Raw genomic sequence first — 13,281 nt, 5'->3', positions numbered from 1 at the left:
GACAATCCCGCGGACCCGTGTTTCGCGTCCGGTGCGTAGCGCGCGATCATCGACCCCAGCGGCCTGCCGCCGAAGTCGTAGGAGCGCACCGGCTTACCGATCATCGGATGGTTGTCCCAGTCCGGACCGACCCGCACGATGCTCACATCGAGGCTGGTGCCACCGAGGTCGTAGATCAAGACGAAGCCGGTTTCCAGCGGGCCGTACTCGTGCTCCAGCCATTCCGCGGCCGCGACGGGTTCGGGTACCAGGAGCACGTCGCCCGCCCCGGATAGGTCCAGCGCTTGACGCAGCAAGGCGACCTGCTTGCCGGAGTACACGGCGGGATAGGTGGTCACGACGCCCGCCTCGGACGCGCCCGGCTCGGCGGCGCGGAGTTCGCCGACCACCGCGGCGACGAGGTTGGCGGGCGACCAGATGCGTCCGCCGACGATCACCGCCTCCGGATCACGGGCGAGATCGGCGAAATCCGTGACCGCCATGCTGAACTGCGCGATCCCGCCCAAGCGCAGTCCGCCCGCGCTGTCGAAGGTGACCGCGGTGCGCCGCGACCGCACCGCCGGACGTGGTCGGTCCGCGCTCACCGAAGCCGTCACGGAGTTCACTGAACCAATGCTGAAACCCAGACCTGTAGTCATTCGCTATCCCGTCAACGCACCGTGACCACGTCCATCACATGGCGTTCCCCTGTGGCCGCGGTCGTCTTCCAAACAGCCACCACAGGTTAGCTGTTTCGGGTTCATACGGATGCGCAATTGATACGGATCGTTCTACTTTCAGCAATAATCGTCCGAAATGCCAGGTAGGCAGGAGTCGGCTCGGGCGTTCAGTCCACTCAACACCGCGAATCATCCTGCGTTCTCGACGATTCCGCTACCACACAGCGATCACGAAATATCGAAGTCAACCAGACCGAGCGCCGGTTTACCGGGCGAAAGCACACCGGTGGACAGACACCAACCGGTCGGTAACCAGATACTTGCCACTACTGTGCATTTCAGCCGACCACCACTTCAGGAAGTCGAATGACACATCAACTAGATGTCCGATACTCGCCAGCGTCGTGGTTCGGGTCCGGCTTGACTCGATAGTGGTCCACCACGGAGGTGAGATCGCGAGAGTGGAGAGGGAATCGAACGATGGCAACACGGTTCGCGGAGCAGGTCGTACTGATCACCGGCGCGACCTCGGGTGTGGGCAAGGCGGTGGCGCTGCGGGTCGCGCGCGAAGGCGCCGCGGTCGTGCTCGGCGCACGGGGCAAGGACGCGGGTGACCAGGTGGCCGCCGACATCCGCGCGGCAGGTGGCCGCGCGCTGTTCGTGCCGACCGATGTCACGGTGGAACAGGACCTGGCCCGGCTGACCGACGCCGCGCTGTCCGAATTCGGCCGCCTGGACGCGGCATTCAACAACGCGGGCGCGGTGTGCGCCTTCGGTCCGGTCGCGGAGATCGACGAGGCGGGCTGGCGCGCCGATCTGGAGCTCAATCTCACCAGCGTGTTCTACGGCCTGCGGCATCAGGTTCCCGCGCTGGCGGCCTCCGGCGGCGGCGCGATCCTGAACAACGCCTCGAATCTCGGGGTGGTCGGCATGGGTTCGGTGGCGCCGTACGTGGCGGCCAAGCACGGGGTGGTCGGCTTGACCCGGGCCGTGGCGCTCGAGGCCGCCGAGCAGGGGGTACGGGTGAACGCACTGGTCTCGGGAGCTGTCGACACCCCGGCGTTCCGGAATTCCATGGGCGCGACGCCCGAAGGCGAGGCGGCCATCGCGGCGCTGCACCCGATGGGCCGCATCGCGACGCCGGAGGAGATCGCCTCGTTCTGCGCCTACTTGCTCAGTGGCGAAGCGAGTTTCGTCACCGGCGCGGCGCTGGCCATCGACGGCGGATTCACCGCACGCTGACCCGCCGAACCGGGGACCGCCTCGAGATACCGGCGCGGCCGGGGTATCTCGAGGCGGGGTCCGTCAGGCGCGAGCCAGCAAGCGGCGGACTCGTCCAGGGCGGGCTTCCACCGCTCCCGTGGCACGGACCTCCGGCTGCCGCAGCCGCACCATGCGATCGAATTCCGAGGCGGAACCGGCAGGTTCGGGCAGGCGCCCGGCGTTGAAGTCCGCGGCCAGCTGCCGCACCGTCTCCTGCGCGCAGGACTTATTGGTGCCGATGAAGCCGGTGGGCCCGCGCTTGATCCAGCCGGTCACGTAGGTGCCGGTGACGACGGCGCCGTCCGGGCGCTCCAGCACCCGGCCCTCCTGGTTCGGGATCACCGCGGCCTGCTCGTCGAACGGCAGGCCCGGCACCGCGACGCCCCGGTAGCCGACCGAGGTGAGCACCAGTCCCGCGTCGAGCCGATCGGTCTGCCCGGTCGGCACGGCGCGGACGCGGCCGTCCGGATCGGTGACGAGTTCGGTGCGGCCGATTTCGAGTCCGGTCACCCGATCGGTCCCGTGGATCTCGGTGGGCGCGGCCAGGTAGCGGAACACGATGCGCTTGCGCTCCCCCACCGGCCGGGTGCGCACGCTGTGCAGCAGCCGCAGCTTCTGTTCGACGTGGAAGGGCAGTTCCGCGCCGAGCTCGGGCAGCTCACCCTCGACCACGATGTCCACATCGCAGGCCAGCAGGCCGACGAATTCCGGCACGGTGAAGGCGGATTCGAGGGGGCCGCGCCGACCGAGCACGACCACTTCCTCGATCTTGCTCTCGCGCAACGCCCGCAACGCGTACGGCGCGATGTCGGTGCCCGCCAGCGTCGCGGGGTCACAGGTCAGCACGCGCGCGACGTCGAGCGCGACATTGCCGTTGCCGACGATCACGGCGCGCCGGGCGGACAAGTCGAAGGCTTGGTCGACGTGATCGGGATGGCCGTTGTACCAGGCGACGAAATCGGTGGCCGACACCGTGCCCGCCAGGCCCTCACCCGGAATGCCGAGCTTGCGATCCGACGACGCGCCGACCGCGTAGATCACGGCGTGAAAATGGTCGAGTAGCTCGGCGTGCGAAATGTGCGCGCCGACTTCGACATTCAGGTATGAACCGAAACCCGGCTGCGCGGAGATGACGTCGAACAGCTCGCCGACCTTGCGGGTCTTGTCGTGATCCGGCGCGACGCCGTGCCTGGCCAGGCCATAGGGCACCGGCAGCCGGTCCAGCACCGTGACCGACACGTCGGGCTGGGTCAGCAGTTCGTCGGCGGCGTACATCGCCGACGGCCCCGATCCCACGATCGCCACCCGCAGCGGGGTGCGCTCGGTGTGGATCCGCGCCGCGGGCACCGGGCGCGCCAGCAGCGGGCGCGGCCGGGCCTGCCGGTAGAAGTCGGCGTTGATCTCGATGAACGGCTTCTGCTCGGCGGTCAGCTTCTTCGCCGACACGATGGCGTCGACCGGGCACGCGGTGGCGCAGGCGCCGCAGTCCACACACGCCTTCGGGTCGACGTACAGCATCTCGGCCGTCCGGAAGTCCGGTTCGTCGGGCGTGGGATGGATGCAGTTGACCGGGCAGGCGTATACGCAGGACGCGTCGCTGCAGCAGGATTGGGTGACGACGTACGGCATGCCGGCTCAGGCGACCTTGCTCGCGCCGCGCAGCGGTTCCGACCGGTACCGCGTGCTGGGGCCGTCGATCCCGAGCGCCTTCCAGAACGCCTTGGCGACCGGGTTCATCAGCCCGATGTCCTTGGCCAGGGCGCGCACGTCGCAGAAGTAGTCGCTGAAGACCCGCTTGGCCTCCTTCGAACCGAAGAACAGCTCTTTGCGGACCTCGTCCGGGATGCCGAACTCGGTGAAGAACGACCGCGGCGGAGTGACGATCGCGCGGCCGAGAATCCACATGACCAGCGGCATGGCCAGCGAGAGGACGAACTTCTGCGCGGGCTTCGCCTCCGGCACGTGGTTCTTCAGGAACTCGTGCGCGAAGGAGATGTGCCGTGCCTCCTCCGCGACGTGAATCGCCATCACGCCGCGCATGATCGGGTGCACGTCTTCGCCCGAGCGCAAGATCTGCTTCTGGATGTGGTCGATCGGCTCCTCACCGGCCAGCACGGCCATGAAGAACAGGTTCGGGAACCAGGCCGCGACCGGCGCGCCCAGGTACTTGAACTTGCTGACCAGCGGGCCCATGCCGGGCACATCCAGACCGATGCGGTTGACCATCTCCTGGAACATCAGGGTGTGGTTGTGCTCCTCGATCATCTCGTGGGAGCAGTACCGGAACTCCGGCGAACCGTTCGGCAAGCCGAAGTTGTGGATGACCATGCCACTGATCAGGATCGACTCGAACTGCAGGCCGACCTTGGCGATATTCGCCTGCCGGTACTTGCCGACCGCGATCTTCTGTTCCGCGGACAACGCCTGGTACCAGGGGTGGCGGGCCACGGTATCGGCCGACTCGGGCAGAATCCAGCGCTCCTCACCGGCGTCGGCGGCGAAGTCGGGATTGTCCCAGTCGATGTCCTCGAAGGGGTCGAAGTGCTTGTTGACCGATCCCTCCGACAGCAGCAGCAGCTTCGCGGCGTACTCCTGCGCCTTCTCCAGATCGGGATCGACTGCGGGTGTCACGGCTGCAGACATCGTCGTCACTGCCCTCTCCTTGGGAACCATTTAACTGTATCCCATAGTTACACCAACGGAGAGTCACGTCAACCCAGCAATTGCTAGGGCCGTCCGGCGGCGCGCGCCCTCATCACGCGCACCGCCGGACGGCCCCTGTTCTTCCCGGACCTCGCCGGAGCCCTAACTCACCAGCACCCCGTCACCGGCCGCCAAGAGGGAGGTCCCGAAACCGAAGACCGCCGACATGCTCGTCACGACGACCACCCGGCCCAGCCGCCGACGGGTCCGCCGCGACAGCATCAGGGCCCGCGTAGCGGCACGACGACGGGTGCGGCGGCGCCGGACCCGGCGCTGTTCGGCCACCACCTCGGCCGCGACCGCGGTCCTGCGGCCGATGATCGCGGCGCCGTCGGCGGTGGTTCGCTCCGGGTCCGCGCCGGCGATCACCGGCCTGGCCAATTCCGCCGCGAGGACCTCGGCCACCTCCGCCGGGCGCGCCGCCCCGCCGACCACCAGGACTCGATCGACATCGGCCATGGTGACGTCCGCGACCCGCAAGCAGCGGTAGACCACTTCGAGGGACTCCCGGACGTGCCGGGCGCGCAGTTCTCCGGCGATCGTGTCGGCGACCGACTCGGAGACCGAGGAGAGCCCGGGTCCGGCGTGCTCGGCGATCAAGGCGCCGAACGCGCGTCCGCCGAATTCGGTCGAACGCAGCGGAACGCCAACGATCGGATTGCGCGGGCATCCCGCGCCCACCCGGACCAAGGTGACGTCGAGCCCGGCGCCGCCCAGGTCGTAGACCAGCGTGAGACCCGGCATCAGCGGACCGCGATCGGCTTCCAGCCAGGCCGCCGCCGCGACGGGTTCGGCGACCAGGGCGACCTGCGTGAGTTCGACGCCGTCGAGCGCCGCCCGCAACGCGTCCACCTGCTCGTCGGCGTAGCGGGCGGGATAGGCCACCGCGATACCGAGGCCGGTTCCGCATTCCGGATGGTCCCGCACCACCTCGTCGATCAGGCACTTGGCCACCGTGGCGACCAGGTCCGCCGGTGCGAGCGCGCGGTTGCCAACCCGCGCCCACGTGCTGGAACGCTGCGTGAGATCGGCGAATTCGGTGACCGCGCGCCCGTGCCGGGGAATCATGCCGACTCTGGCCACGCCGGTGCTGTCGAAGGTCAGCGTGGTCCGGCGCGTGATGGGCTGCGCCCGCTGCTTTTTGCGTCGCCCCGGCGGAGCCTTGGCCGAACCTTCCTCCGCGAGAACGGAAACCGTGTTCACCGTACCGATGCTCAACCCGAGACCAACCGCCATCGCAATCCACCCGATCGCCGTGCCGATTTGCTTCGAACGTCGTTTAGGCAACCACCCCGCGATCTTCGTGCCAAGTCCGGACAACCGATTGTCCGCAAGCCGCCTGTGCTCGACCGGGCCGTTTCCGCGCTCGCCGACGCGCTCACCTGGTCAACCAGCGCTACACATTCCGTCCAGTCGGATTTCCTTGCGACACGCGGGGATAGGTCGTGCCCGGCGGAAGTTTGCCGGTTTCCGGGTCCCGCCCCGGACCTTCCCCGGCAACACCTCTCCACATGGGGAGACTCCCCTTGACGAGCCCACACAGCTCGGTGCGGGCGGTTAGCCGATGAAGTGGGCACCGCTCCGCCGCCAGCCGTGGGCGCCACCATCGCGGGCTGCGCCCGACACACGGATCACCTCGCGACGACCGCATCGGGCCGCCCTCGACACGGGCGGGCCACCGTGCCGCAGCCCGAGCGAAGAGCGCCGTCAGCACAATGTCAGCGAGCGCAGCAACTTCTCAGCGCAGCGACCGAAAACCTCAGTGGGTGGGAAGTTCCGGAATCCGAGTGGCACGAACGTAAACCGTCTCGCCGTCCGAGAGCCGCAGCGCTTCGGCGTCGCCGCGGGTGACCTGAGCCGAGAACAGGTCGCCGGTCGCGGCATTGCGCAGCTCCACGCGTACTTCGAACCCGAGATGGACCACACGCTCGACCGTCGCCCTGGTGACACCCGCCGAGTCCGCGGTGCCCTCGTGCTCGGCGAGCGCCATGCTGGGGTCACGGCCGACGCGAATGTCGTGTGGCCGCACCAGATGTCCGTTGAGCCGGGCCACCGCGCCGAGGAACGACATGACGAACTCGTTGGCGGGCCGGTCGTACACGTCCTCCGGAGTGCCGATCTGCTCGATGCGGCCCTTGTTCATCACCGCGATCCGGTCGGCGACGTCGAGCGCCTCCTCCTGGTCGTGGGTGACCAGCACGGTGGTCACATGGACCTCCTCGTGCAACCGGCGCAGCCAGGTCCGCAGGTCGGCACGGACTTTGGCGTCCAGCGCGCCGAACGGTTCGTCCAGCAGCAGCACCTGCGGATCGACGGCGAGCGCGCGGGCCAGCGCCATGCGCTGCCGCTGACCGCCCGACAGCTGGGCCGGGTAGCGGTGCTGGAAGCCGTCCAGTCCCACGATGCCGAGCAATTCGTCGACCCGCTTGCTGATCTCGTGCTTCGGACGCTTGCGGATCTTCAGGCCGAACGCCACGTTGTCGCGCACGGTCATGTGCTTGAACGCCGCGTAGTGCTGGAAGACGAAACCGATGTCGCGCTTCTGCGGCGCCACCCGGGTGACGTCGCGTCCCGCGATGCTGACCACACCGGAGTCCAGCGATTCCAGTCCGGCGATCGAGCGCAGCAGCGTCGATTTGCCCGAGCCCGAAGGGCCGAGCAAGGCGGTGAGCTCGCCGGAGGGAATGTCGATGGTCACGTTGTCGAGGGCCGCGAACGTGCCGTAGTTCTTGTTCGCGTTGGTCACGGTGATCACTTGGTGCCCCGCTTACGTTCGAGGATGGTCATCAGCAGAAGGGTGACGAGGGCGATACCCATCAGCAAGGTCGCGGCGGAGTAGGCGCCGAAGGTGTTGTGGTCGTTGATGTACCGGCCGTGCACGAGCAGCGTCAGTGTCTGCGACTTGCCCGGCAGCGCGGAGGACACCATGATCACGGCGCCGAACTCACCGAGCGCGCGGGCCACGGTGAGCACCACGCCGTAGGTCAGGCCCCACCGGATCGCGGGAAGCGTGATCCGCCAGAACGTCTGCCACTTCGACGCGCCCAGGGTGGCCGCGGCCTGCTCCTGGTCGTCGCCGATCTCGTGCAGCACCGGCTCCACCTCGCGCACCACGAACGGCAGCGTGACGAAGATGGTGGCGATCACCATGCCCGGGAGGTTGAAGATGACCTTGAAGCCCAGCTCTTCCAGGCCGCCGAACCACCCGCCCGCGCCCCACAGCAGGATCAGCGAAACGCCGACCACCACGGGCGAGACCGCGAACGGAAGGTCCACGATGCCCTGGACCAGGTTGCGGCCCGGGAACTTTCCCCGGACCAGCGCGAGCGCCGTCACGATGCCGAAGATCACGTTCACCGGGACGGTGATCGCGACGATCAGGATGGACAGCTGGAACGCCGAGATCGCCGCGGGCGTGGTGATCGAGTCGGCGAACGCGCCGATCCCGCGCTCGAATGTGCGCCACAGGATGATGACCAGCGGCAGCACCAGCAGCACCAGCAGGTAGCCGAGCGCCACCGTCCGCAACGAGATGCGGGTCAACGGATGCAGATTCATCGGGCCGCCTGCTCCTTGCGCGCGCTGCGTTCGGCGAGCAGCCGTAGCACGAGCAGCGTCGCGAACGAGATGGCCAGCAGCGCGACCGACACGGCCGCCGCGTTCACCGGCCGGTCGATCTCGATCTGCTTCTGGATGTACTGGGAAGCCATCTCGGTCTTGCGCGGGATGGCGCCGCCGATCAGCACCACCGAGCCGTATTCACCGATCGCGCGGGCGAAGGCCAGGCCGCCACCGCTGATGATCGCGGGCGTCAGGGCGGGCAGCACGATACTGCGGAACGTGGTCCAGTTGTTCGCGCCCAGGGAGAGCGCGGCCTGCTCGACCTCGCGGTCGGCCTCGATCAGCACCGGCTGCACCGAACGCACCACGAACGGCAGCGTGACGAACGCCAGCGCGACCACCAGGCCCGGCTGGGTGGCGTTCAGGTGGATGTCGATCGGGCTCTGCGGACCGTACAGCGAGAGCAGCACGATGCTGGCGACGATCGTCGGTAGCGCGAACGGCAGGTCGATCAGCGCGTTGACGACGCTTTTGCCGGGGAACTCGTCACGGACCAGCACCCAGGCGATCAGCGTGCCCATCACCACATTGATCACCGCCACCACCACCGAGACCAGCACGGTGATGCGCAGCGAATCCAGCGCGGCAGGAGCGGTGACGGCGTCGTAGAAGCCGGACCACCCGTCCTCGAAGCTCGTCACGGTGAGCGCCGCCAGCGGCAGCAGCACGATGATGCTCAGCCACAGCACCGCGGTGGCGATGCCGAGCGGGCCCACCGAGCCGGTCACGCGCAGCCACGACCAGTTCCTGCCGGGGGCCGGGCGCGCGGGGTCGGAGACGCCGGGACCGGTCTGCGCGGTCCCGGCGTTACTGCTCTCTGTCACAGTCGTCCAGTATCCGGTGTAACGGGGGTCACCCGGTCACTTGGTCGCGTTGTCGTAGATCACGGCGACCGAGCCGGTGTTCGGAGTGAACAGCTCCTTGTCCACGGTCTTCCAGCCGCCGAGGTCGGCGATCGTCCACAGCTTCTGCGGGGTCGGGAAGTCCTTGGCGTGGTCGGCGGCGATCTTCGGGTCGACCGGACGGAAACCCGCGGCGGCCCAGGCCTGCTGGCCCTCGGGGGTGAACAGGAAGTCGCGGAAGGCGACGGCCTTCTGCTGGTTCTTGCTGTTCTTAAGCACCGCGACCGGGTTCTCGATCTTGAACGTGACCGGCGGGACGATGTGCTCGATCGGGTCGCCGTTGCGCTCGGCGAAGATCGCCTCGTTCTCGTAACTCAGCAGCACGTCACCGGTGCCCTGCAGGAAGGTCTCGGTCGCCTCGCGGCCGGACTTGGGCTGCACCTTCACGTGCTCCTTGGAGACCAGCTTGCTCAGGTAGTCCAGGCCCGCCTGCGGGTTCTTGCCGCCGTCACTCTTGGCCGCGTACGGCGCGAGCAGGTTCCACTTGGCCGAACCGGAGCTGAACGGGTTGGGGGTGACCACCTCGATGCCCGGCTTCAGCAGGTCGTCCCAGTCCTTGACGCCCTTCGGGTTGCCCTTGCGCACGACGATCGTGACCACCGAACCGAACGGGATGCCCTTGGTGGCGTCGGCGTTCCAGCTCGCGTCCACCAGGCCCGCGTCGACGAGACGGGTGACGTCCGGTTCGACCGAGAAGTTGACGACGTCGGCCTCGGCCCCGTCCTTCACCTTGCGGGACTGGTCGCCGGAGGCGCCGTAGGACTGCTGGATCTGGACGCCCTTGCCCTGCTCGGTCTTGTTGAACTCGGGGATCACCTTGTCGAAGCCCGGCTTCGGCACGGCGTAGGCATAGAGGTTCAGCGTGCCGCCGCTGCCGTCCGCGCGGTCTCCTCCGGTCGTGTCGCTGGCTCCGCCGCCGCACGCGGTTAGCGCGACCGCCGCGAGTGCGGCGAGGGCAACGGCGCTGTAGCGTCGACGCGGCGAAAGCCAAGATTTGCGAGCCATCGAAGTGGACCTTTCCTGCGGACCGCCAGTTGTCCGGTAATACATCGGTGGCGGCGACCATCTGTTTGATTCAGCAGACCTGCCGATCGGGTGATACGGCAGCGGCGCGACTAGCGGCCACAACGGGCCGATGGGGAGAAGGGCAGGCACATCTGCGCAAAGCGCGCCGGTCTACTGGGAAACGAGACGCGGACGTGCCCGGTTGCCGATCAGCGACAGTAGATGTCCGCGACCGCGAGATCACCGACAGCAATCAACGCCAATTCATGGCGGACCTGCGGCACGGCGCTCGAAGACACGGGCAGACTTTAGCAGAGCCGACGACGGAGTTCGAATCGAAGAGTCCCAGGAAGAGGGCGGTTTCATCCCATGACCAACCGTCCTCGATCGTGTACGCGCCCGGTTCCACGGCATCAGTACCCGCAGGTGGAGCGCCCTGCCGACCGCAGCGCGCTGGTTACCTCGGGGTCACTGGGCGGGTCGGACGTGGTGCTGCGCACACTGCCGGCATTGCGAGCCGACCTTCAGCGGGCGATCAACCAGGCGACGACGATGAGCACCAGCAGGGCGACGAGGGCGAGCTGAACCCGCGACCGAGGCATCAGCGTGCCCCGCTCTGCACCGGGGTGCGCTGCTCCGGCGCCTGCTCGGGTTCGAGCATCACCGGCGGGCCGGCCGGGGCGGGCCGCCTCGGCGAAGGGTGGGCGGCGTACCGCCGATCCAGGATGCGCAGGACGGCGCGCAGCACGCGATCGAGCCCGTAGGCGATGGCGAAGCTGATCGGGACCATGCCGACGAGGACCACGAGGAACTGCGGAATGAACGGCAGCCCCGCGACCCACAGTTCGAAGCCGTCCCACCAACCTGCGATGCGATGCACGGCTCCAGCCTAGTCGGTTCGCCTGCCTGCTCCACGAGTCCGTCGGCCACGGCGGCGCAGCCGGGAAACCGCGCGGTGGACGCCGGGCGCCCATCGGCCCGAAGATTGGGGTATGGCGTCCTCCGATGACCTCACCCTCAACGACTCCGACGGCTTGCCGACGAGCTTGGCCGAGCCGACGGGTGCGACCTACCCGCACCGTCACGGCGCCTACCCGCCGATCGACGACTACGCCTTCCTGTCCGACTGCGAGACCAGTTGCCTGGTCGCCAGCAACGGCGCGGTGGAATGGATGTGTGTGCCGCGGCCGGATTCGCCGAGCATCTTCGGGGCGATGCTGGACCGCAGCGCGGGCCACTTCCGGGTCGGCCCATACGGCGTCAACGTGCCCGCCGCGCGCCGCTACCTGCCCGGCGGGATGATCCTGGAGACCACCTGGCAGACCGGCACCGGCTGGCTGGTCGTGCGCGACGCGCTGGTGCTCGGGCGCTGGCACAACAACGATCAGCGCAGCAAGACCCATCGCCGCACCCCGATGGACTGGGATGCCGAGCATCAGCTGCTGCGCACGGTGAAGTGCGTGAACGGCACCGTGGAGCTCGAGGTGAGTTGCGAGCCCGCGTTCGACTACCACCGGGCCACCGCCCGCTGGGAGTACACCGGCAAGGTGTACGAGGAGGCGACCGCGGTGCGCAGCGACGATCCGAGCGCCGGGCCCACCCTGGTGCTCACCACCGATCTACGCCTCGGACTCGAGGGCAGGGAGGCGCGCGCCCGCACCAGGATGAAGGAGGGCGACGAGGTGTTCGTCGCGCTCACCTGGTCGGAACTGCCCGCGCCGCGCAGCTTCGAGGAGGCCGCCAACAAGATGTGGCAGACCACCGAGTGCTGGCGGCAGTGGATCACCCTCGGCAAGTTCCCCGATCACCCGTGGCGCAACTACCTGCAGCGCAGCGCGCTCACCCTCAAGGGCCTCACCTATGCCCCGACCGGCGCCCTGATGGCGGCACCGACCACATCTCTGCCGGAAACGCCTGGCGGAGAACGTAATTGGGACTACCGCTACACCTGGGTGCGGGATTCCAGTTTCGCGCTGTGGGGTCTGTACACCCTCGGTCTGGACCGGGAGGCCGACGACTTCTTCGCGTTCCTCAACGACGCGACCACGGGCGAGAACGGCGAGCCGGTCCCGCTGCAGGTGCTCTACGGCATCGGCGGCGAACGACAGCTCGACGAGATCATCCTCGATCACCTCGGCGGCTACGACCAGTCGCGGCCGGTGCGCATCGGCAACAACGCCTACCGGCAGGATCAGCACGACATCTGGGGCACCATGCTCGACGCGGTGTACCTGCACGTGAAGTCGCGCCAGCAGGTGCCGGAGACCTTGTGGCCGCTGCTGGTCCGCCAGGTGCACGCCGCCATCGAGCACTGGAAGGAGCCCGACCGGGGCATCTGGGAGGTGCGCGGCGAGCCGCAGCACTTCACCTCGTCCAAGGTGATGTGCTGGGTGGCGCTGGATCGCGGCGCGAAACTCGCCGAGTTGCACGGCCAGTACGAGCACGCCGAGGAGTGGTACGCGATCGCGGAGGAGATCAAGGCCGACGTCCTGGCCAACGGCGTCAACTCCGAAGGCGTGTTCACCCAGGTCTACGGCGGTGACACCCTGGACGCCTCGCTGCTGCTCGTGGTGCTCACCCGCTTCCTGCCGCCCGAGGACGACCGCGTGCGCGCCACCGTGCTGGCCATCGCCGACCGGCTCACCGAGAACGGCTTGGTGCTGCGGTACCGGACCGAGACCACCGACGACGGTTTGAGCGGCACCGAAGGAGCGTTCACCATCTGCTCCTTCTGGCTGGTCTCCGCGCTGGTGGAGATCGGGGAGAGCCAGCGGGCCCGGCACCTGTGCGAGCGACTGCTCGGCTTCGCCAGCCCGCTTCGGTTGTACGCCGAGGAGATCGATCCGCGCAGCGGCCGTCACCTCGGCAACTTCCCGCAAGCGTTCACCCACCTGGCGCTGATCAACGCCGTCACCCACGTGATCCGCGCCGAGGACTCCCGGCACGCGGGCCGCTTCCAGCCCGCGCACACACCTCAAGGGCATCCGGTCTGACATCGGAGGCCTCGATCCGACACCTCAGGGGCATCCAGTCTGACCCGGGACGGAGCGGTCTAGGTCTAGGCGGAGACGAGTCCGTCGGCCAGCACACCCAGGCCTCACCCGCTTTCGTCGGCACTCGACGCGCCC

At 68.2% G+C, this 13,281-nt stretch carries 12 protein-coding genes; 2 read left to right on the top strand and 10 right to left on the bottom strand.

What is annotated here, in order from left to right; genetic code table 11:
- The coding region (locus ON29_RS08225) for an Hsp70 family protein (protein ID WP_169332564.1) at positions 1 to 605 on the bottom strand (605 nt) is incomplete at its 3' end.
- A 534-nt stretch (positions 606 to 1,139) separates the two neighbouring features.
- Between ON29_RS08225 and ON29_RS08220 the strand changes: the two genes are divergently transcribed.
- A complete protein-coding gene (locus ON29_RS08220) occupies positions 1,140 to 1,901 on the top strand; it encodes an SDR family NAD(P)-dependent oxidoreductase (protein ID WP_040865547.1) in 762 nt (253 codons plus the stop codon).
- 63 nt (positions 1,902 to 1,964) lie between these two features.
- Here the strand turns inward: ON29_RS08220 and ON29_RS08215 are convergent, their stop codons facing one another.
- The 9 genes from ON29_RS08215 to ON29_RS08180 all read right to left on the bottom strand — a co-directional run bounded on the left by ON29_RS08215 (position 1,965) and on the right by ON29_RS08180 (position 11,033).
- On the bottom strand, positions 1,965 to 3,551 hold the full coding sequence (locus ON29_RS08215) for an FAD-dependent oxidoreductase (RefSeq protein ID WP_040865546.1): 1,587 nt from the start codon (positions 3,549 to 3,551) through the stop codon (positions 1,965 to 1,967).
- 6 nt (positions 3,552 to 3,557) lie between these two features.
- The gene (locus tag ON29_RS08210) at positions 3,558 to 4,574 is read right to left on the bottom strand and encodes an AurF N-oxygenase family protein (RefSeq protein WP_373283854.1); all 1,017 of its coding nucleotides are present in this window, start codon (positions 4,572 to 4,574) and stop codon (positions 3,558 to 3,560) included.
- Between the two features lie 153 nt (positions 4,575 to 4,727).
- Positions 4,728 to 5,828: an Hsp70 family protein gene (locus ON29_RS08205; protein ID WP_245548865.1), complete on the bottom strand. Its 1,101-nt coding sequence runs from the start codon at positions 5,826 to 5,828 to the stop codon at positions 4,728 to 4,730.
- Positions 5,829 to 6,384: 556 nt separating this feature from the next.
- Entirely contained in the window at positions 6,385 to 7,380 is a 996-nt protein-coding gene (locus ON29_RS08200; RefSeq protein WP_040865543.1) for a sulfate/molybdate ABC transporter ATP-binding protein, read from the bottom strand.
- Entirely contained in the window at positions 7,377 to 8,183 is an 807-nt protein-coding gene (cysW, locus tag ON29_RS08195) for a sulfate ABC transporter permease subunit CysW (RefSeq protein WP_040865542.1), read from the bottom strand. The genes ON29_RS08200 and cysW overlap by 4 nt, the downstream gene beginning before the upstream one ends.
- Positions 8,180 to 8,980 (bottom strand): sulfate ABC transporter permease subunit CysT, encoded by an 801-nt coding sequence (gene cysT, locus ON29_RS08190; RefSeq protein WP_174315480.1) that lies wholly within the window; start codon positions 8,978 to 8,980, stop codon positions 8,180 to 8,182. Before cysT ends, cysW begins: the two co-directional genes overlap by 4 nt.
- Before the next feature lie 126 nt (positions 8,981 to 9,106).
- On the bottom strand, positions 9,107 to 10,153 hold the full coding sequence (locus ON29_RS08185; protein ID WP_040865540.1) for a sulfate ABC transporter substrate-binding protein: 1,047 nt from the start codon (positions 10,151 to 10,153) through the stop codon (positions 9,107 to 9,109).
- Between the two features lie 209 nt (positions 10,154 to 10,362).
- Positions 10,363 to 10,452: an Ms4533A family Cys-rich leader peptide gene (locus ON29_RS37715; RefSeq protein ID WP_312038717.1), complete on the bottom strand. Its 90-nt coding sequence runs from the start codon at positions 10,450 to 10,452 to the stop codon at positions 10,363 to 10,365.
- A gap of 302 nt (positions 10,453 to 10,754) precedes the next feature.
- Positions 10,755 to 11,033, bottom strand: coding sequence for a hypothetical protein (locus ON29_RS08180; RefSeq protein WP_040865539.1), 279 nt, complete (start codon positions 11,031 to 11,033; stop codon positions 10,755 to 10,757).
- A gap of 112 nt (positions 11,034 to 11,145) precedes the next feature.
- On the opposite strand from ON29_RS08180, the gene ON29_RS08175 reads away from it, so the two are divergent.
- Positions 11,146 to 13,146 (top strand): glycoside hydrolase family 15 protein, encoded by a 2,001-nt coding sequence (locus ON29_RS08175; RefSeq protein WP_040865538.1) that lies wholly within the window; start codon positions 11,146 to 11,148, stop codon positions 13,144 to 13,146.
- The last annotated feature ends 135 nt before the right edge of the window (positions 13,147 to 13,281 follow it).

It is taken from the genome of Nocardia exalbida NBRC 100660, from assembly GCF_000308575.1.
GTDB classification, from domain to species: Bacteria; Actinomycetota; Actinomycetes; order Mycobacteriales; family Mycobacteriaceae; genus Nocardia; species Nocardia exalbida.
Note: the sequence above shows the minus strand (reverse complement) of the source record. Positions and strands in the feature narration are given on the sequence as shown.

Excerpts from the sequence above, each read along its gene's own strand:
- ON29_RS08185 (WP_040865540.1), bottom strand. The coding sequence starts at position 10,153 with ATGGCTCGCAAATCTTGGCTTTCGCCGCGTCGACGCTACAGCGCCGTT.
- ON29_RS08220 (WP_040865547.1), top strand. The coding sequence starts at position 1,140 with ATGGCAACACGGTTCGCGGAGCAGGTCGTACTGATCACCGGCGCGACC.
- ON29_RS08215 (WP_040865546.1), bottom strand. The coding sequence starts at position 3,551 with ATGCCGTACGTCGTCACCCAATCCTGCTGCAGCGACGCGTCCTGCGTA.
- cysW (WP_040865542.1), bottom strand. The coding sequence starts at position 8,183 with ATGAATCTGCATCCGTTGACCCGCATCTCGTTGCGGACGGTGGCGCTC.
- ON29_RS08175 (WP_040865538.1), top strand. The coding sequence starts at position 11,146 with ATGGCGTCCTCCGATGACCTCACCCTCAACGACTCCGACGGCTTGCCG.